The organism is Streptomyces sp. 4F14, assembly GCF_048159485.1.
Classification (GTDB): Bacteria; Actinomycetota; Actinomycetes; order Streptomycetales; family Streptomycetaceae; genus Streptomyces.
Window position 1 is genome coordinate 74,180 of record NZ_JBLRVY010000035.1, and the last position, 16,834, is coordinate 91,013.

Annotated in this window: 21 protein-coding genes and 1 pseudogene; 7 read left to right on the forward strand and 15 right to left on the reverse strand. The window is 70.1% G+C overall.

Going from position 1 to position 16,834, the window contains the following annotated elements:
• Nucleotides 1-59 precede the first annotated feature (59 nt).
• From ACLZOT_RS41820 to ACLZOT_RS41830, 3 genes are read right to left on the reverse strand one after another with little or no spacing between them, the layout of a single operon-like run.
• Entirely contained in the window at nt 60-914 is an 855-nt protein-coding gene (locus ACLZOT_RS41820) for a helix-turn-helix domain-containing protein (RefSeq protein WP_416974448.1), read from the reverse strand.
• 7 nt (nt 915-921) lie between these two features.
• Nucleotides 922-1,446, reverse strand: coding sequence for a DUF6879 family protein (locus tag ACLZOT_RS41825; protein WP_416974449.1), 525 nt, complete (start codon nt 1,444-1,446; stop codon nt 922-924).
• Nucleotides 1,418-1,825, reverse strand: a complete 408-nt coding sequence (locus ACLZOT_RS41830; RefSeq protein ID WP_416974450.1) for a hypothetical protein — start codon at nt 1,823-1,825, stop codon at nt 1,418-1,420. The genes ACLZOT_RS41825 and ACLZOT_RS41830 overlap by 29 nt, the downstream gene beginning before the upstream one ends.
• Before the next feature lie 181 nt (nt 1,826-2,006).
• Between ACLZOT_RS41830 and ACLZOT_RS41835 the strand changes: the two genes are divergently transcribed.
• From ACLZOT_RS41835 to ACLZOT_RS41850, 4 genes are all read left to right on the forward strand, one after another.
• Nucleotides 2,007-2,375: a hypothetical protein gene (locus tag ACLZOT_RS41835; RefSeq protein WP_416974451.1), complete on the forward strand. Its 369-nt coding sequence runs from the start codon at nt 2,007-2,009 to the stop codon at nt 2,373-2,375.
• Between the two features lie 62 nt (nt 2,376-2,437).
• Nucleotides 2,438-2,677, forward strand: coding sequence for a DUF397 domain-containing protein (locus tag ACLZOT_RS41840; RefSeq protein ID WP_416974452.1), 240 nt, complete (start codon nt 2,438-2,440; stop codon nt 2,675-2,677).
• Nucleotides 2,678-2,749: 72 nt separating this feature from the next.
• Nucleotides 2,750-3,253 (forward strand): hypothetical protein, encoded by a 504-nt coding sequence (locus ACLZOT_RS41845; RefSeq protein WP_416974453.1) that lies wholly within the window; start codon nt 2,750-2,752, stop codon nt 3,251-3,253.
• A 21-nt stretch (nt 3,254-3,274) separates the two neighbouring features.
• Nucleotides 3,275-4,177 carry a JmjC domain-containing protein gene (locus tag ACLZOT_RS41850; protein WP_416974454.1) on the forward strand — a complete coding sequence of 301 codons (903 nt, stop codon included), beginning with the start codon at nt 3,275-3,277 and terminating at the stop codon, nt 4,175-4,177.
• Between the two features lie 86 nt (nt 4,178-4,263).
• Here the strand turns inward: ACLZOT_RS41850 and ACLZOT_RS41855 are convergent, their stop codons facing one another.
• Complete coding sequence (locus tag ACLZOT_RS41855) at nt 4,264-4,458, reverse strand: hypothetical protein (protein ID WP_416974455.1); 195 nt, start codon at nt 4,456-4,458, stop codon at nt 4,264-4,266.
• 8 nt (nt 4,459-4,466) lie between these two features.
• Nucleotides 4,467-5,348, reverse strand: a pseudogene (locus ACLZOT_RS41860) (helix-turn-helix domain-containing protein).
• Nucleotides 5,349-5,622: 274 nt separating this feature from the next.
• Between ACLZOT_RS41860 and ACLZOT_RS41865 the strand changes: the two are divergent.
• Nucleotides 5,623-6,048 carry an ATP-binding protein gene (locus ACLZOT_RS41865; protein ID WP_416974501.1) on the forward strand — a complete coding sequence of 142 codons (426 nt, stop codon included), beginning with the start codon at nt 5,623-5,625 and terminating at the stop codon, nt 6,046-6,048.
• Nucleotides 6,049-6,388: 340 nt separating this feature from the next.
• On the opposite strand, the gene ACLZOT_RS41870 is transcribed toward ACLZOT_RS41865, so the two are convergent.
• From ACLZOT_RS41870 to ACLZOT_RS41910, 9 genes are all read right to left on the reverse strand, one after another.
• The gene (locus tag ACLZOT_RS41870) at nt 6,389-6,748 is read right to left on the reverse strand and encodes a hypothetical protein (protein WP_416974456.1); all 360 of its coding nucleotides are present in this window, start codon (nt 6,746-6,748) and stop codon (nt 6,389-6,391) included.
• Nucleotides 6,749-6,771: 23 nt separating this feature from the next.
• Nucleotides 6,772-7,521 (reverse strand): helix-turn-helix domain-containing protein, encoded by a 750-nt coding sequence (locus tag ACLZOT_RS41875; RefSeq protein ID WP_416974457.1) that lies wholly within the window; start codon nt 7,519-7,521, stop codon nt 6,772-6,774.
• Nucleotides 7,522-7,552: 31 nt separating this feature from the next.
• Complete coding sequence (locus ACLZOT_RS41880) at nt 7,553-8,323, reverse strand: class I SAM-dependent methyltransferase (RefSeq protein ID WP_416974458.1); 771 nt, start codon at nt 8,321-8,323, stop codon at nt 7,553-7,555.
• 32 nt (nt 8,324-8,355) lie between these two features.
• On the reverse strand, nt 8,356-10,119 hold the full coding sequence (locus ACLZOT_RS41885; RefSeq protein ID WP_416974459.1) for an ABC transporter ATP-binding protein: 1,764 nt from the start codon (nt 10,117-10,119) through the stop codon (nt 8,356-8,358).
• Nucleotides 10,112-10,234: a hypothetical protein gene (locus ACLZOT_RS41890; RefSeq protein ID WP_416974460.1), complete on the reverse strand. Its 123-nt coding sequence runs from the start codon at nt 10,232-10,234 to the stop codon at nt 10,112-10,114. The genes ACLZOT_RS41885 and ACLZOT_RS41890 overlap by 8 nt, the downstream gene beginning before the upstream one ends.
• A gap of 1 nt (nt 10,235) precedes the next feature.
• Nucleotides 10,236-10,808 (reverse strand): hypothetical protein, encoded by a 573-nt coding sequence (locus ACLZOT_RS41895; protein ID WP_416974461.1) that lies wholly within the window; start codon nt 10,806-10,808, stop codon nt 10,236-10,238.
• Nucleotides 10,808-12,625: an alpha/beta fold hydrolase gene (locus ACLZOT_RS41900; protein WP_416974462.1), complete on the reverse strand. Its 1,818-nt coding sequence runs from the start codon at nt 12,623-12,625 to the stop codon at nt 10,808-10,810. The genes ACLZOT_RS41895 and ACLZOT_RS41900 overlap by 1 nt, the downstream gene beginning before the upstream one ends.
• Nucleotides 12,626-12,786: 161 nt before the next feature.
• Nucleotides 12,787-13,038 (reverse strand): hypothetical protein, encoded by a 252-nt coding sequence (locus ACLZOT_RS41905; protein ID WP_416974463.1) that lies wholly within the window; start codon nt 13,036-13,038, stop codon nt 12,787-12,789.
• 112 nt (nt 13,039-13,150) lie between these two features.
• Entirely contained in the window at nt 13,151-14,572 is a 1,422-nt protein-coding gene (locus ACLZOT_RS41910) for a phytoene desaturase family protein (RefSeq protein WP_416974464.1), read from the reverse strand.
• Between the two features lie 304 nt (nt 14,573-14,876).
• On the opposite strand from ACLZOT_RS41910, the gene ACLZOT_RS41915 reads away from it, so the two are divergent.
• Nucleotides 14,877-15,215, forward strand: a complete 339-nt coding sequence (locus tag ACLZOT_RS41915) for a response regulator transcription factor (RefSeq protein WP_416974465.1) — start codon at nt 14,877-14,879, stop codon at nt 15,213-15,215.
• Between the two features lie 51 nt (nt 15,216-15,266).
• Here ACLZOT_RS41915 and ACLZOT_RS41920 read toward each other — a convergent pair whose 3' ends face one another.
• Nucleotides 15,267-16,184 (reverse strand): aminoglycoside phosphotransferase family protein, encoded by a 918-nt coding sequence (locus ACLZOT_RS41920; protein WP_416974466.1) that lies wholly within the window; start codon nt 16,182-16,184, stop codon nt 15,267-15,269.
• Between ACLZOT_RS41920 and ACLZOT_RS41925 the strand changes: the two genes are divergently transcribed.
• Nucleotides 16,183-16,827 (forward strand): rhomboid-like protein, encoded by a 645-nt coding sequence (locus ACLZOT_RS41925; protein WP_416974502.1) that lies wholly within the window; start codon nt 16,183-16,185, stop codon nt 16,825-16,827. The two genes, ACLZOT_RS41920 and ACLZOT_RS41925, sit on opposite strands and share 2 nt — an antisense overlap.
• The last annotated feature ends 7 nt before the right edge of the window (nt 16,828-16,834 follow it).

The window sequence follows — 16,834 nt, forward strand, 5'->3', positions numbered from 1 at the left end:
AGTTTTCTTTTCCCGTGTAGGAACTGGTACGCCAGTTGGGTGTCACGATGAGTTTCCTCCTAGTCGGACGAGCTCCGATCGTAGTGGTTAATCGCAGCAAATATGAGATCGCGGACTGTGGTCCCGTACACCGCAGACTGCTTCAAGAGCGCAAAAGCTTTGGCGTACAGCTCAATCTCTCGGGGTTGCGTCACCGAGAACTCTGCCGAGTAGGTCTCGACAAGTACAAGCTTGTTGTCGAACATGGAGAAGGAGTTTCCGGGCCAGATGTGCATGGGAGCTGACCTGGGCACGATCCCCAGGCTGAGTCGAGGTAGCCGCCATACGGCCAACAGGCGGTCGAGTTGGCCCTTCATCACCTCCGCTCCTCCGAAGTTGGTGTACAACGCCTGCTCGGCGAGCAGTACGTTGAAGATTTTGTCCCCCTTGTAGAGATGCTGCTGACGCTCAAGGCGCTTGACGGTTGCTGCTTCCGTGTCGTCGGGTATCTCGTAGTAGTTGCGGACCAGTTTGAAGGTCTCAGCAGCGTATGCGGAGGTTTGAAGCGTTCCCCAAATCAGAGTCGGGTGCCAGATACGGAAGACTTTTGTCTTCGCGTAAATAGGAAGAGCAGCCTTCTGCCTCTTCTCCGATCCGGTCGACAGTTGCCTGCGCCACTCAAGCCACAGTTCGTCTATGTGCCGGACCGTGGCGATCAAGTCCTCCACCTGGTCCTCACGGTGGGTCGTGCCGCACCAGATGCGAATATCCTGCTCGCTCGCATTCTGCTTCCCGTTCTCGATCCGGGAAACCTTGGACTCCGCCCATCCGGTGACCCGCGCGAATGCCCGGCCGCTGCTGAATCCCGCGTCCTTGCGGAATCCGCGCAGCCGGGCCCCCAGCGCCTCTCGTGCTTCTTGTGCTTGATTGCTCACTGATGGGTCAGGGCTTGTACTCGGCGTGCGGAACGGCGATGGTCCAGAGCAGGTCGCGTACACGGACGCACTCGGCCACGGTCTCGGGGTCCTCGACGATCTCGGAGCCGAGTACGCGTCCCTCCGGGTCGAAGTGGCCGACGGCAAGCAAGCGGTCGTCGTACAGCCACCAGTCGTTGCCCTGCACCGGGAACGCGAGGCCCTGTGGCAGGAGATGCCGTGGCAGCCAGCGGATGTCCTCGCCGATCTCGATGTTGAGCCGGGTCAGCGAGTGCTCCCACGTCACGTACCGGCTGTGCGGCTCGGTGACGACCCGGACGCGGCGGACTGTCCTGCCGGTGTCCGTGACGCGCCCGATGAGTGCCTTCCAGTCGTCGAGCCAGGCGTAGTCGTCCAGCTCGCCGCGCTGCCATCGGGCGTACGGCGTGTCCTCGACGGGAGAGCCGTAGTCGTCCCTCAACTCCAGGTGGAAGGCGTCGCGTTCGAAACTGTTGAACAGATCGTCACGCTGGGCCGGGGTGATCAGGTCCACGGTCTTCCTCCAGCAGGGCCGTGATCGAGGACTTGGGGACCTCGATGCAGGTCTCATAGTCGGGCATGTGCATCTGGCTCAAGGCTTCAGGGTCGTTCATCTCGGGGCCCTGGAGAACACATGTCCCCTGTTCGGTGACGATCATGATCGGGGCGGTGAACTTCTTGACCAGACCGGACTGCAAGCCGTCCTTCATCAGGTGCTCGAACAACTCGGTGGGCACCTCGATGGCGGTCTCCCCTTCCGGGAGGTCGAGTTGCATGAGCAGTTCGTTCGAGTAGATCTTCCAGCCCTGGATCACGTAGCTGTCCTGGTCGCTGGCGTACAGGGTGGGACTGTCTCCGGGCGTCGAGTTCTTTCCGAGGAACCGTAGCTTCATGGGGCTCTCCCGTCCGCTGCCTTGCGCTTGTTTGCGCGACAACTAGATGGTCAGCAAGCCATTCGCACTCGTCAAAGACGGTTCTGCAAACTCGCGCAATCTTCTTGGGAGTTGACTGACGCCGACCTTACCGTCGTCTCCGAGCCCGAAAGCCGGGCAGCAGCCCTTGGGGAGACACGTGGTGGCGACCGTGAGACAGGAGACCGGCGCGGCAGACGTCGGCGACTCCATTGACGTCGAGCTGATCTCGGAGATCACGGACCTCGCGCTGAAGACGGAGCTGAACACGTCGACCCGCGCGGTCATCGACACCCGCACGGCGGAACTCGTCCGCCACCTGAGCCTTCTCCTGGTCCAGAACCTGGGCACGGACGAAGACCCCAAGATCAGGGAACTCTTCCGCAAGGGCTACCGACTCCTGGACCTCGAACAGCGCCCTACGCCGTCAACTCCGGCCTTCGCAGCGTTCCTCCACCTCCGGGAGATGGCCGGGCTGACCCGACGTCTGCTGCGGGTGTACGCCGAGGGCGAGGGACACGGCATCTCGTGAAATTCGGGGCCGACGCTCACTCGGTCGCCCCGCTACAGCAGTCGCATCGGGAGGACGATCCCATGAACGTTGACCTCTACACCCTGCCCGTCGAGGGAACCGAAGTCCGGCAGTTCTGCGGCGGCAACCTGGGAGGCGAGCACGAGGCGTGCGTCCGGTTCGCGCTGCTCCCCGGCGCGCAGCCCGCATACGTCCTGACGGACTCCAAGCCGGAAGGCGTCGGCAAGGAGATCCGCTTCACCGAGGCCGAGTTGGACGCGTTCGTCATCGGCTACGCCCGGGAACGGCACCTGACGATCTGACCTCTCCCCACCACGCACCAGCGGGCCGTCCTGCGTGGCAGGGCGGCCCGTCGTATCTCCAGAAGGAAACAGATGACCTGGTCAGGGCACTTCCACGGGTACGGCCCATGGGTCGGAACCCCGGAGACCTACCACCGGGAAGGAAACCGCCGGCCGCCGCACCCCACCCCTCCCGCGCCCCCGGCTCCCGACGACAAGACGGCCGAGCGGACGCTCGCGCGCCACCGCGAGGTCTCCGCCGAGTTCCCGGTCTCGAACCTGCCGCCCATGATGTCGGGCCACTGGCTCCTGAAACGCAACCAGACCTCCGCCGACCGCACGTGGACCGACCCGGAGGCGGCACTGGAGTGGATGACGAAGCACTACCTCGGCAACCTTCCGCTCGAACCCGATGACGGCAAGCAGATGTACGTCGGCCTGGACGTGAAGCGTGAGTACGCGGCCGATGTCCTGCCGGTCGGTGTCGACGTGAGCTGGGTCCACTACAACCGCTCGGGCAACATCGTCTCGATCAACGTCGTGTGCTGTCCGAACCGCCACCACCCCGACCTGCGCTGCCCGTTGCCGCCCTCCTGAACCGCACGGAAGGACACCGCCATGTCGCTGAGCCTCATCCTGCCCGAGGACGGCCGGACCGAACTCCTGACCACCTGGCCCGACGAGCCCCGCGTCTTCGAACGTGGCAGGACCGCACTCGACGAGACAGTCACCAAGGGCTTCCTCCACGACTACGCCTTCACCGGCTGCGTCCCGGCGAACGAGATCGCGGTGGTGAAAGCCCCCGCCCCGTCCCTGAACCAGAATGCCTTCACGACCGACGGCCATACCGACGCGGCCAAACTCACCAAGCTCTACGACACGGGTTTCACGATCCGCCTCGGCAACCTCCAACGAGTCGTCCCGTATCTTGCGGCGGTCTCGCACGGCATCCAGCAGGAGACGGGATACTCCAACTACATCCACGCCTTCCTGACCCCGCCCGGCAACCAGGGGCTACGCCATCACTGGGACCAGCAGATGGCCGTCATCGTGCAGATCTCCGGCGTCAAGCGGTGGCAGCTCTGGCGCCCGCCGGTCGAGGCGCCCATGCGGCAGTACAACGAGTCGTGGCGTGTGTGGCGCGACGACTACATCCCTGCGTGGGAGGCCACAGGACCGGATACCGAGATCGACCTTCGCGCAGGACAGTCCCTTCTCCTTCCGAGGGGCTGGGTCCACAATCCGTACGTCGTCGACGGGAGCGGGCACAGCATCCATCTGACGTTCGCCATCCGGGAACGCACGCTGCTGTGGCTGGCCGAGAAACTCGTGGCACAGGCGATTGAGGACCCGGAGTTCCGCCGCATCGTCCTGCCCGGCGCCGTCAACAGCCCGATGCTCCCCGCATGGATGCGCGAAGCTCGGCAAGCGCTTCGCGGACACCTCGACGGACTGGACCTCGATGAACTCGCACCGGCGGTGCGCAAAGCCGCCGTGACTGAGCTGGAGTACACCACCTAGCATTCTGCGGGCTTGAAGAAAACCCCAGTTCATCCCCCTTGTCGAGGGTGACCGGACTGGGGTTCGCCATGTTCCGGGACCCATGCCTACTGGAGCAGGTGGTCTGCCTTACCGGCCTTGATGTCGAGGATCATGGTTCGGAGCGCGTCTCGGCTGTCTGCGATGAAACGGTCCTCCTGGCCACGCACAGCTATGTAGGCGTTGCCCGCATTGTCTGTCCCTATGCGGAAACAGACATTGCCTTCTCCGCAGAACGGCTCTTCCCACTGGATCTCGGACATCTCGTCTCCTAGAGCTCGCGTGCGATGGCGCGGACAAAGCACCTCGTGTCATCGGGGGACAGCGCCAACTGCTGCATTCGCTCCAAGTGAGAACGGTACTTGGCCAGTTCGTCTTCCCCGTAGAGGAAGTCCGGGCCGTGGGAGTTGTCGATCTGCACGGTGTCCAGTTGCCTCGTCGGCCCCTCGGCGTACAGGACGGTCTGCCCCGCACCGGGAAAGGCGCCGTGCGCGAAGGGAATCGCCAACAGGGTCACGTTGTCCTTCTCGGACTGGTCCAGCAGGTGTTGCAGTTGCGCGCGGGCGGTAAGAGGGCCACCGAACTGCATGCGGAGCGCAGCTTCGTGAACGATGCCGACATAAGGCCCGGCCTCCTCGCCGTCCAGCACCTATTGGCGTCGGCTGCGATGCGCGAGCCGCGTGGCCACTTGATGCTCAGGCAGGTTCGGGAGGACGGCGCGGAACACCGCCAAGGCATAGTCGGTGGTCTGGAGGAGCCCCGGGATGTGCACCGTGCACGCCGTCTGCATGCGGACCGCGCGCGCTTCCAACTCGGCGATGTCCATCAAGCCCTGAGACAGAGACCCCCGGTACTGCTCCCACCAGTTCGACGATCCGCCGGCGGCCAGTTCGACCAACGCGTCCACGTAGGCAGGGTCGGCGCAGTGGCAGTGCTGGGCGAGAACACGGAGACGTTCCTCGCTGATGGTCCGGACGCCGGACTCCATGTTGGAGATCTTTCCCCGGTCCACGCCGAGGAGACTCGCCGCTTGTTCGGCGGACACACCTGCGGCCACCCGCATCCTGCGCAGTTCATGACCGAGCCGCTTCTGCCGCTGGGTGAGTACCGCCTTGGGGGACGTGCCGTTCCTTTCGCGTGCGTTCGGACGCAGTCCGCCGTGAATCCCCGACCGGAGCCACGATCGAGTCAATTTGCCGAACCGTGTGGCAAATTCACCTCGCCGCCTCTGCGTTGGACATCGCGCCGCTCACCAGCGGCGAGCAGAAGCGCATCACGTGCGCCCGCCTGGACTTCTCCTGCCTTGGGAGGGGCGGGCCCACGTCGGGGAGACAGGCCAGTGCTCGCTCGCGCGATGACGGCACGGAGAACCGCCGACCCTGAGGAGGTCGCTCGTGGACCACGACAGCTGTCTGCCGCGTGGGGAAGTGCCCACCTTGCGTACGAGTCTCGGTACCGCACCCAACCCCCCCGACCACCCCACCTACGCCCAGACCCTCCCCTGCACCCCGGAGACCGCCGAAACGAGCCGCGTCCTCGTCCCCGACCTCGTCGACCGCGCCGTACTGGTCGTCACGGAGCTGATCGCGAACGCCGTGCGGCACACCGCCTGCCGGGAGATCCGGCTGGTGGTCGGACGGCCGTACGAAACGGGCGTACGGATCGGTGTCGTGGACGGGGAGCCCACCCGCCTGCCCGTCCCCGGAAGGACCGGCGGCGAGGACGAGTCGGGCCGTGGACTGCTGCTCGTCGACGCGGTCGCCGACCGCTGGAGGTACGACCTGCACCTGCTCGGCGGGCCGGTGCGGACGAAGGAGGTGTGGGCCGAACTCCGCGTCGGGGCGGGCGGGTGAGCGTGCCGCTCCTGCCGGACGTCACCCGTCTCCGTCCCCGCCAGCAGATGGCCATGGACTGCGCCCCCCCCGGGAACGAGCGGTCGGGTGCTGGGCGACGTCCGGCACCGAGCGCCCGTGCGTCCCGCCGTCCGCTTCCGGCGGCGTCCTGTGAAACTGCCACCGCCCTATCAGGAGGCGCCCGTTGGGCCTCTTCAACCTCCGGGACGCCTATCTCCGCGAACGGCGGCCCCAGTCAACGACGACGACACCCCGTGCGCGCCCACCCGCCGCGAACTCCTCTTCACCGCCACCCTGTTGACCGTATGGATCACATCCGTCCTCGCCTTCCTGGACCGCCTCAAGACGTACGGGTGCCCGTCTCCACCGCCGCCCGCCACAGCGCGTGCGCGTGCGTCCGGGTCTCCGAAGCCGAGGCCGTGGGGGTCACGAGGGTGAGGGTGGTGAGGGGGATCAGGCGGACGGCGAGGGCGGTGAGGCCGGGGAGTTCCAGGGCGGTGACGCCGGAGGGGGGTGCGGTGGGGGCGGCGGTGAGGGCGGCCCGGTGGGCGGCCGGGGGGACGGTGGGGTCGGCGACGACGCAGGTCAGCCAGACCGGGTCGGCCGGGCCCGAGGCGACCAGGTGGGAGACTCCGCCGGTGGCGAGGGCCAGGGCGCGCTGGTGGGGCAGGACGGCGGCCCGGAGTCCGGCGGGCAGCACCGGGTGCGGCTGCCCGAGCGCGGTCAGGCGGGCCCCCGGACGTATCCCCCGCCCGCCGGGGAGCGGGCCTCGTCGAGGAAGCCGCAGGCGGTCAGGGTCGTGATGAGGCGGTGGGCGGTGGAGCGGGGAAGGCAGGCGCGGCGGGCCAGTTCCGTGAACGGCACCGGGGCCTCCCCCACGCGGACGGCCCCGAGCAGGTGGACTCCCCGGGCCAGCATCGACGCGGGTTCGGGGGCGGGCTGCCGTCCGGAGGGCTGGCGGAGGATGCGCGTGGTGAGGCACGCCTCGATCCGGGCCGCCGCCTCGTACAGGCGGGGCTCGTCGGCCCGGCCCGCGCCGACCAGGACGACACCGGCCTCCACCCTGGTGCCCGGCGGCCGGACGGCGACGGTGAGCCCGTCCTGGCCTGCGCGGGTGCCGTGCGGGTGGTAGGAGATCACCGTGGTGCCGGACCTGCGGGCCACCCGGCACATGGTGATGAGGCGGCCCTCCCGAGTGGCCGTCAGGGCGATGTCGCGGCCGGTCGCGCGGTGCAGGGCGAGCAGATGGGGCCGGGCGTCCTCCCGGCACAGCCGCCAGACCTGTCGGACAGGCTGGACCAGCCCCGGGCCGAGCAGCAGTTCGACACCCCGGCGTTCGAGCAGGCCGCAGAGTTCCAGCTCGCCGACCAGCCGGTGGGCCGTGGACACCGGCAGTCCGGCGCGCTGGGCCAGCCCGGACAGCCGCAGACTGTCCTCGCCCGACCGGAAGGTCAGCAGGTGCAGGCCCCGCACGAGGGGGGAGCTCCGGGCGGACGCTCGTGTCTCAGTCACCCTTGACGTACGTGGAGATCGTCAGGGGCGCCTGCGCGTCGTGCGGGGGCAGGGGCACCGACCAGTCGCCGAAGCGGTGCTCGGGGACCAGCCCGGCCGCGCGGGCGTAGGCGTCCAGTTCGTCGGGGGTCGTCAGGCGGGAGACCTCCGTACCGACCCGGGTGGTCCCGTCGGCCTCGTACCAGATATGGGACATGTGCCACAGACTGCTCCCGGGTGTGAGGGTCGAGTAGGTCTGGAGGCCGGTGCCCGGTTCCGGGTACGGGACGAAGTAGCTGGTCCGGCGGCGCCCCTCGTGCAGGTCGACGACGGCCGAGGCGTTGTGCGTCTCGACGACGAGCCGGCCGCCCGGCGCCAGCAGGTCGGCGGCCCGCCGGACCGCGCGGCGCTGGTCGTCGGCGTCGAGCAGCATGGAGAGCGTGGCGCACACGCAGTAGACGAGACCGGCGGTCCGCCGTGAGGTGTACTCGCGGATGTCGGCGTGGACCGGGGTGACGGGGGTGTCCGGGGCCAAGTCGTCCATCAGGAGCGCGAGCATCTCCGGGGAGGAGTCGACGCCCGTGATCGGGCCGACCTTGCGGGAGAGCGGGATCGCGATACGGCCGTTGCCGACGCCGAGTTCGAAGGTGCCGGAGGTCGGGTCGGGGTGGAGGGCGGCCAGTTGGTCCACCTCGACGGTCACCTCGTCGCCGGCGGGGAAGAGGCGGTGGTAGAAGCCGTCGAACTGACGGCCGTAGCCGATGTCGTCCACAACGGTGTTCATCCGAGGGCCTTTCTCAGGAAGCGGAGAGGGGGTCAGCCGAGTTGCTGGAACGCCGCGAGGTCGCGGTAGAGCTCGTCCTCGCGGACCAGCTCGCTGTGGGTGCCCTCGGCGCGGACCCGCCCGCGGTCGAGGACGATGATGTGCTCGGCCTGCACGACGGTGGACAGCCGGTGGGCGATGGCGACGACCGCGCAGTACTCGGAGAGCATCGCGATGGTGTCGCGCAGGGCCTTCTCGGAGGCGCTGTCGAGGTTGGCGGTGGCCTCGTCGAGCAGGAGGTAGCCCGGGGTCTGGAGGATGGTGCGGGCGATGGCGAGGCGCTGGCGCTGCCCGCCGGACAGTCCCCGGCCCGCGTCGCCGAGGACGGTGTCGAGGCCGTCCGGCAGTTCGTCGACGACGTCCGTGAGGTGGGCGAGGCTCAGGGCGGGGGCGAGGTACTCGTCCCCGGTGTCCGGGGCGGCGTAGAGAAGGTTCTCGCGGAGGGTGCCGCTGAGCAGGGTGTGGTCCTGGTCGACGTAGCCGACGGCGGAGCGCAGTTCGGTGAGCGGCAGGCGGGCGATGTCGGTGCCGTCGAGGCGGATCGTGCCGCTGTCGGGGTCGTGGAAGCGTTCGACGAGCTGGAAGAGCGTGGTCTTGCCGGAGCCGGACGGGCCGACGATGGCGGTCAGGCCCCGGCTCGGGACGGTGAACGACACGTTCTCCAGGACGGGTTGCTCCTTGCCCGGGTAGGTGAAGGAGACCCCGTCGAAGACGAGCCCGGGCTCCCCGGTCTTCACCAGGCTCAGGGCGCGGGGCGGTTCCTCCGGCTCGGCCTCCTCCAGCTCGACTGTGCCGAGGTCGGCGAGCCGGTCGATGGAGGCGCGGCCCAGCTGGAACTGGGCGATGGCGGTGAACAGCGAGATCAGCGGGCCGATCAGGTAGAAGAGGTAGAGGATGAACTCGGTGAGGTTCGCCGCCTCCATCGCGCCGCTCCCGGTGCGGGCCGCGCCCAGCGTGATCACGACCGTCAGCGCCAGCTGGAGGCCGACGTTGGTCACCGGGTCGAGCATCGACGCCAGCACCGACACCTTCAGGCCCGAGCGCCGGGCCTGGTGGGCGATGTGCGCGAGGTCCTCGGCCTCCCGCTTCTCCGCCCGGGACGCCTTCACCGTCGGCAGCGCGCCGAGCACGCGGATGAGGGCGGTGCCGAAGTTGCTGACGTCGGCCCGGTTGGCCACCGACTCCACGCGGACCCGGTGGGCGATGAAGAGGGACACGAGACTCGTCACGCCGAGGCAGCCGACGGTGACGAGGAGGAGGAGCCAGTCCACCCAGATCATCAGGACGAGCCCGCCGACCAGCATGAACGCGCTGCTCGCGATCTCGTCGACGGCGTACGTCATCGTGGCCCGCGCCAGCGAGGTGTCGGCGACCATCCGGGAGAACACGTCGCCCTGCGGCCAGCGCTGGTAGGAGGCGAACCGGGAGCGCAGCAGCCGGGAGGAGAGGGCGCCGCGCAGGTCGTAGACGATGTTCTCGCCCGCGCGGGAGATGACGTACGCGTGCAGGGCGCCGAGGAGGGCGTCGCCGAGGAAGAGGGCCGCGCCGGCCAGGAGGAGGCCGGTGAGCGGGCGGCCGTCGTCGACGGCGGCGACCAGGGCGCCGATCAGGGCCGGCTGGGCCAGGGCGGCGGCGGCACCGGCCAGGCCCAGCAGCACACCGAGGACGATCAGCCGGCGGTGCCGGCCCAGCGCCCGCCAGGGGGCGGTGCCCCGGCTGTTGAGCAGGGCGAGGTCGATGCCGTGTCCGTCACTCATCACCGGACTCCGCCCGCCTGGCCTCCCAGAGGTGCCAGCCGATCCGTATCAGCGCCTTGAGCAGGAAGAACGCGATGACCGCGCCGATGATGAACCCGGTGCTGCCGATGTCCATGTCACACCTTCAGCGGGGTCGTGGAGGCGTGCGGGTCGAGCGGCACGTACGGGGAGACGAACAGCATCTGCGGTTCGCCCCTGAGGTCGTAGCCGGTGCCGCGCGCCAGCGCGAACTGGAACCCTCCGACGGTGTACGGGGAGGCGCCCGAGGCGAGGATCCGGGCCCGCAGGTGCTCGGTGACGAGCCAGTAGGCGGGGGTGCGGACGAGGACCGCGAACCCGTGGTCGAGGGCGGGCAGCAGGTCGGAGCAGGCGTCGAAGACCGCCTTGTCCGCCCGCCGGGTCGGGAACCACACCAGGTGGGCGGGGCGCCGCCGCTCGATGCCGGAGGCGTCCTCCCAGGGGGCGGCGGTGCCGTCGGCGCCGACCGTGCGGTAGAGGAAGTGGTGGTCGTGCTTGGACGGGTTCGGCGCGAAGAACCGCCAGTTGGGGATCAGGCCGAGGGTGTCGCGCATCCGGAACCGGCAGAACTGTTCCGTCGGATGCTGCCCGGCGAGGGTGACGACGAGCATCGCGGCTCCCGCCGTACGCCATACGGCGCCCTCGCCCGTGAAGGGGTTACGGGGGCTCATCACGCCACCTCCCGGGCCTCGGTACGGGCGTTCTCGACCGCTTCGAGGAACGCGACGATGTGGTCGGTCACCCGGTGGGCGTGCCGACTCGTGATCAGCAGGCCGTCGTGGCTCGCGCCCTCGACGACGACCGTGCGGGTGAGGGCCCCGCGGTGGGCCTCGGCCAGCTCGCGGTGCATCAGGAGCTGTTCGGGGTCGGCGTCGACGGTGCGCTGCGCGGAGACGACCAGCGCGGGCACCCCGTCGACGGGCTCCAGCTTCCCGGGGAAGGCCGCGAAGTCGGCCTGGACGGCCTGCCATTCGCGCCGGGCCGCCTCCCACATGCGGGCGTCCGCGTACTGGGCGAACACCTTCTTGTGGTAGGCGCCGGGCAGTTCGTTGATCCACGCGGGGACGGAGAGCAGCGCGCCGCTGCCGAGCCGGAGCGCGCGGCCCATGCCCGTCACCCCTTCGGCCAGGCCGTCCACGGTGTCCTGCTGGTGCGCGGAGCGGTGGTACTGCGCCGGGTGCGAGGAGTCGAGGTAGACGACGCCGTCCAGCCGCTCCCCGAGCCGCCGCGCGGCCCTGCGGACGATCTCGCCGCCGATGGAGTGGCCGACGAGCACCACCTTGCGGTGCGGCGCGACGGCCCCGTTCACCAGGTCCACCAGGTCGTCGACGGACTCCGAGAGCTGGTACGCCGTCCTGGCCCGCCGCCGGCTTCCGGCGTACCCGGCGCGGGCGTAGGCGATGACCCCGTACGGCGTCTCGTGCGCGAGGCGTTCGACGAGCCACGCGTAGTGCTCGCTGGTGGAGAGCATCCCGGCGGCCAGGACGATCACCGGGCGCTCCTCGTCGCCCTGCGAGGCCAGTTCGTACTGGAGGCGGTTGCCGTGCCGGGTGGTGAGGATCCGGGAGCTGTGCCAGCCCTCGGTGGTGCGCATCCGGCGCTGTACGGCGGTGATCCCGGCGGCGGCCGCGGCGCCCGCGAGGGCGGTGAGCGCGGCCGGGACCGCCCGGTCGTCGCGGCCCGCGACGGCGCGGTGGCCGCGCGGGGCGGTGGTGTAGGCGACCAGCGGGTGCAGGGCGGGGAAGGCGGTGGCGAAGCGGCCGAGGCCCATCAGGTAGCCGTTGGCGACGTGGAAGGAGGCGGCGCCCGCGATCATCGGGCGGGTGAGCCGGCCGCCCTTGGCGTACACGAGCGGGAAGAGGCACTCCAGGGCGAGCACCGAGTGCGTGAGGACCTTGGTGGCCTTGGGGTGGTTGCGGGTCCAGCGGTACATGCCCGGGTGGCCGTAGGTGTGGGTGCGCATGACACCGGGGAGCGCGGAGGCGTCCCGCCAGTCGGAGCCCAGGAGCTTGACCCAGCCGGAGACCGCGTACGACAGGCTGGTCTGGAGGGCGGCGTACCACAGCAGGGCGTCCTTCGCGGCGGGCGAGGTGACGACGCGGGCGGTGCCGGTGGCCATCTGGACGAGGGTGGCGACCTGGTCGGAGCCGTCGCCGCCGTAGCGCTGGCAAGGGTTGATGGCGGCGGCGGAGGAGGCGAGGAAGAGGCTCGCGGCGCCTCGGGCGCGGGAGTTGCCGGGGAGCAGCAGGGCGGTCGCCGCCGCCACGCGCGCGGCGTGCAGGGCGGTGACGGTGCGCGGGCCGCTGACGCCGTCGAGGAGGCGGCGGGTGACGGGGCTGCTGCCGATGAGGGAGTCCCGGTTGATCTCCCAGTCGTTCAGGCCGCCCTTGCGGACGGTGCCGCGCTGGGTGAGGAACTCCAGGGACGCGGTGAGCGTCGTGAGCGCGGCCAGGCGTTCGGAGACGCCGATGGCCCGGTCCCGGCCCACGGGAATCGGAGCGAAAACCGTGGAGGCTATTCTTTCGACCACCGCCTGGAGCTCAGGCGCATTCCTTCGGTATTTCACGGGATACCTCTTCGTGGTAGCCTGGCTGATATTCCTGAGCGGTTGCCGGGCCGGAACGAGACTCCGGCCCGGCAACCTTTTTTTCAGTTCAGCGGCACGGAGAAGGCGGCCGGCTGGCCGCCCGCGGCGGCGAGAGCCTGCGCGTTCTGGACCACCGTGACGACGGCGGCGACGTTGCCCGCCGCCTCGGTGACGTCCCCGCCCGCTCGGGCCACGCGGGCCGCCCGGGCGAGCCGGCCGGCGCGGGGGGTGCCGAGGGTGGGCTGGGCGGAGCCGAGGACCATCGGCTCCAGCGGGAGGTTCATCTCGTTGAGTGCGGTCGTGATGTCGCTCATTTTCTTTTCCTCTCGGATAAGCGATTTTCCGGAGCCTTGTCTCCGGTGCCGCTTGCGAGAACAACGATGCCGGTCGGCGGCCGGCTTATCCATCGAGGAAAATACCTATTCTTTATGCACTTAGTTTCAGATGGCGCAGCGCGGAATCCGCGGCCTGCGCCCCGCACATTCCATGGGCGCCGGCGCCGGGCGGAGTGGCGGCCGAGCAGATGTACATGCCGGGCACACCGGTGCTGTACGGGTCGAGGGCCGGGCGCGGGCGGCCGACGATCTGGCGGACCGTGTTGGCACCGGTCACCACGTCCCCGCCGACGAAGTTCGGGTTGTACTCCTCGTAGCTGTCGGCCGAGCGCACCGAGCGGTCGACGACCCGTTCCCGGAAGCCCGGCGCGAACCGCTCGATCTGCCGGACGATCGCCTCGGTGGCGTCCCCGTCGTAGCCGTGCGGGACGTGCGCGTAGCTCCACACCGGGTGGAGGTCGCCGCGCGAGCGCGTGGGGTCGGCGAGGTACTGCTGGCCGACGAGGACGAAGGGCCGCTCCGGCATCCGCCCGGCGCTCACCGCGCGCTCGGCGGCGGCGACCTCCTCGAAGGTGCCGCCGAGGTGGACGGTGCCCGCGCGCCGCGCGTCCGGGTCGGCCCAGGGGACGCCGCCCTCGACGGCGAAGTCCGCCTTGAACGCGCCCGGACCGTGCCGGAAGCGGCGGTAGGCGCGGGCGACCCGCGGCGGCAGCCGGTCGCCGAGGATGTCCGCGACGGCGCCCGGGGCGAGGTCGAACAGGACGACGTCCGCCGGCGGCAGCTGGGCGAGCGAGCGCACCCGCACCCCGGTCTCGATCCGGCCGCCGTGCCGGGCGAGGACGGCGGCCAGCGCGTCGGTGACGGCGCGGGAGCCGCCCTCGGCCACCGGCCAGCCGTGCCGGTGGCCGGCGGCGATGATCGTCAGGCCGATCGCGGCGGTCGCGGGCCGGTCCAGTGGGCGGAAGGCGTGGGCCGCGACCCCGCCGTACAGGGCGCGGGCGGCCTCGGAGCGCCAGGTGCGGGCGAGGGCGGTCGCGGGCAGCAGGGCGAGCGGGCCGAAGCGGGCCAGGCGCAGGGGGTGGCGGGGGACGTGGGCCAGGGGGCGCATGATGTCCTCGGCCAGTTCGTCGTACCCCTCCGCAAGCGGGCCGAAGAGGCGGCGCCAGCGCGGGCCGTCCGGGGCGGGGAGGCCCTCGGCGGTGCGCGCCACCGAGCGGTGCAGGACGCCGGCCGGGCCCGAGTCCAGGGGGTGGACGCAGTCGATCTCCGGCAGGCACCAGCGCAGGCCGTGCTCCTCCAGGCCGAGGGTGCGCAGGAAGGGGGAGGCCACCGCCATGGGGTGGACGGCCGAGCAGTGGTCGTGCAGGAGGCCCGGGGTGAGTTCGCTGGTGCGGGTGCCGCCGCCGATGGTCCCGGCCGCCTCCAGGACGGTGACGTCCACTCCGGCACGGGCGAGGCGGACCGCGCCCGCGAGTCCGTTGGGGCCGCTGCCCACCACGACGGCTGTGCTCATGAGGGGTGCTCCTCGGCGAACGACACGATCCGTCCGGGAACACTAGACCTGTGCCCGATGTTCGCGATATTCGCAGAAGTCCCTAACGGTGAAAATTTCCGTCACATGGGACAGGACTTCTCCGCTGTGCGTCGCCTGTGTCAGGATCGAAGCACCCGACAACGAGAACCGTCCCCGATAGCGGCTCCTCGCGCATGCCGGACCTTTCGCCCGCAGGCTCCCCGAAAGGAATCCCCCCACACATGAACCCGCTAGCCTGCCCCTGCCGTACTGGCCTGCCGCACACGGTGCGGAGGTGGTTCCCATGACCCCGGACAGCGTCCACCGGATCGCGGTGGCCCATGCGCCCTTCGACCCGCTGAGCCCTCGCGAGCAGGAGATCCTCCTGCATGTGGCGCACGGCTTGTCGGACTGCGAGATATCCCGCGTCCTGTCCATCTCGCCGCGCACGGTCAGCGCCCACATGTGCAACATCCGGGAGAAGCTCGACGCGCGCAACCGGACGCATCTGGTGGCTCAGGCGCTGCGGGCCGGGCTGCTCGTCGTCCGGACGGACCGGACGTGTCCCGAGGTGTGCGGCAGCGACGACGAAACGTTCCTGCTGCCCTCGTCGGCGGAGTGCCCGCTGGCAGAGGCGTCCTGAGCGGAGCACGAAGGCTGCCCGGGTCCGGGACCCGGGCAGCCTTCGTGTGCCTCAGGGGTTCCCGAGGCGCCGGGCGATCTCCAGGTCCTCCTCGTCCAGGGGTTCGCCGTCCTCGATGTTCCAGAGGGAGTTCTCCAGGAGGCGGCCCAGGGTCCAGGCACGCGCGCGGGCGCGGTCCAGGCCGAGGCCGGCGGTCATCGCGTCGAAGCGCCAGCGGACGTCGTCCGCGTCGAAGCGGTTGGCGATGGCGGGCCAGAGGTCGTAACCGGGGTCGCCCGCAAGGGGTTTGGGGTCGATGGCGAGCCAGGGCGCGCGGTCGGCGGCGAGGACGTTCTCGTCGTGGAGGTCCCAGTGCAGGAGCCGGTCGCCGGGTTCGCCGGCGACCTCGGCCACGGCGGAGGCGCAGTCCGCGACGATACGGCGCTGCCCGGGGTCGGGGACGCGGGTCAGCGCGGCGGGCGTGCGCTCCAGCATGGACGCGGCGATGTCCGCGAGGCTGCGCATGCCCTGCGGCGCGGGGCCGGCGGTGAGGTGGGCGAGGAGTTCCGTGATGACCTCGACGGAGGTGTGGGCGTCGGCCACGCGCGCGAGCATGCGCGCGGGGTCGAGGCGTTCGAGGAGCATCGTGCCGGACGCGTCGTCGTGGTCGAGGAGCCGGACCGCCCCGTCGCCGTCCCACAGCCGCAGGGCGACCGCCTCGCCCTCGCTCTCCTCGTCGAGGAGCTGGAGCTTCAGGACGGCGCGCAGACCGTCCGTACGGACGACGGGCAGGACCAGCGCGCACATGCCGTGCATCGACGGCCCGTCCAGCCGCAGGTCCCACCGGCCGAGGAACTCCTCCGCGAGCCCCGGCAGCCGCTCCAGGAAGGCCACCCCCGCCTCACCGTTCGCCCTTTGCTGAGACTTCACCAAGCCACGCGGAATCTCGATCACCCTCCGGACGATACTGACCAGCGTGAATCCGCTCATGCGAATTAAGCGCGGGCTACGGGCGGTCGGGAGGTACGTCCGGCGCTCCCCCGGGACGTACGTCTGGCTGGCGATCCTGCTGTTCACGACCGTCGCCGCGCACCGCATGTCGCCGCAGTTCGAGGAGGAGTTCCTGCGGCAGCGGTCGACGAACCTGCACGAGCTGTCGGACAACCCCGTGCGCGTGCTGGTGGCGAGCGCGATGTGGCTGGACGGCGGGTACTGGCTGCCGTACGTGGCCCTGTACTCGGTGATCCACGCGCCGGTGGAGCGGTGGCTCGGTACGGCGCGGTGGCTGCTCGTCGCGGCCGGCGCGCACGTGCTGGCGACGCTCATCAGCGAGGGCGCGCTGCTGATCGCGATCGAGCAGGGGGTGGCGCCGAGGTCGGCGATGCACACGCTGGACGTGGGGGTGAGTTACGCGCTGTGGGGCGTCGCCGGGGTGCTCACGTACCGGCTGTGGCGGCCGTGGCGGTACGTGTGGGCGGGCGGGCTGCTGGTGTTCTTCGCGGTGCCGATGGCCGTGACGCCGACGTTCACCGACTTCGGGCACTTCATCGCCGTCCTGCTGGGGCTCTCGGCGTACCCGCTGACCAGAGGACGACGAAATCCGAAGGGGACAGCCGCCCCCCGTACGGGCTAGCGTCCGC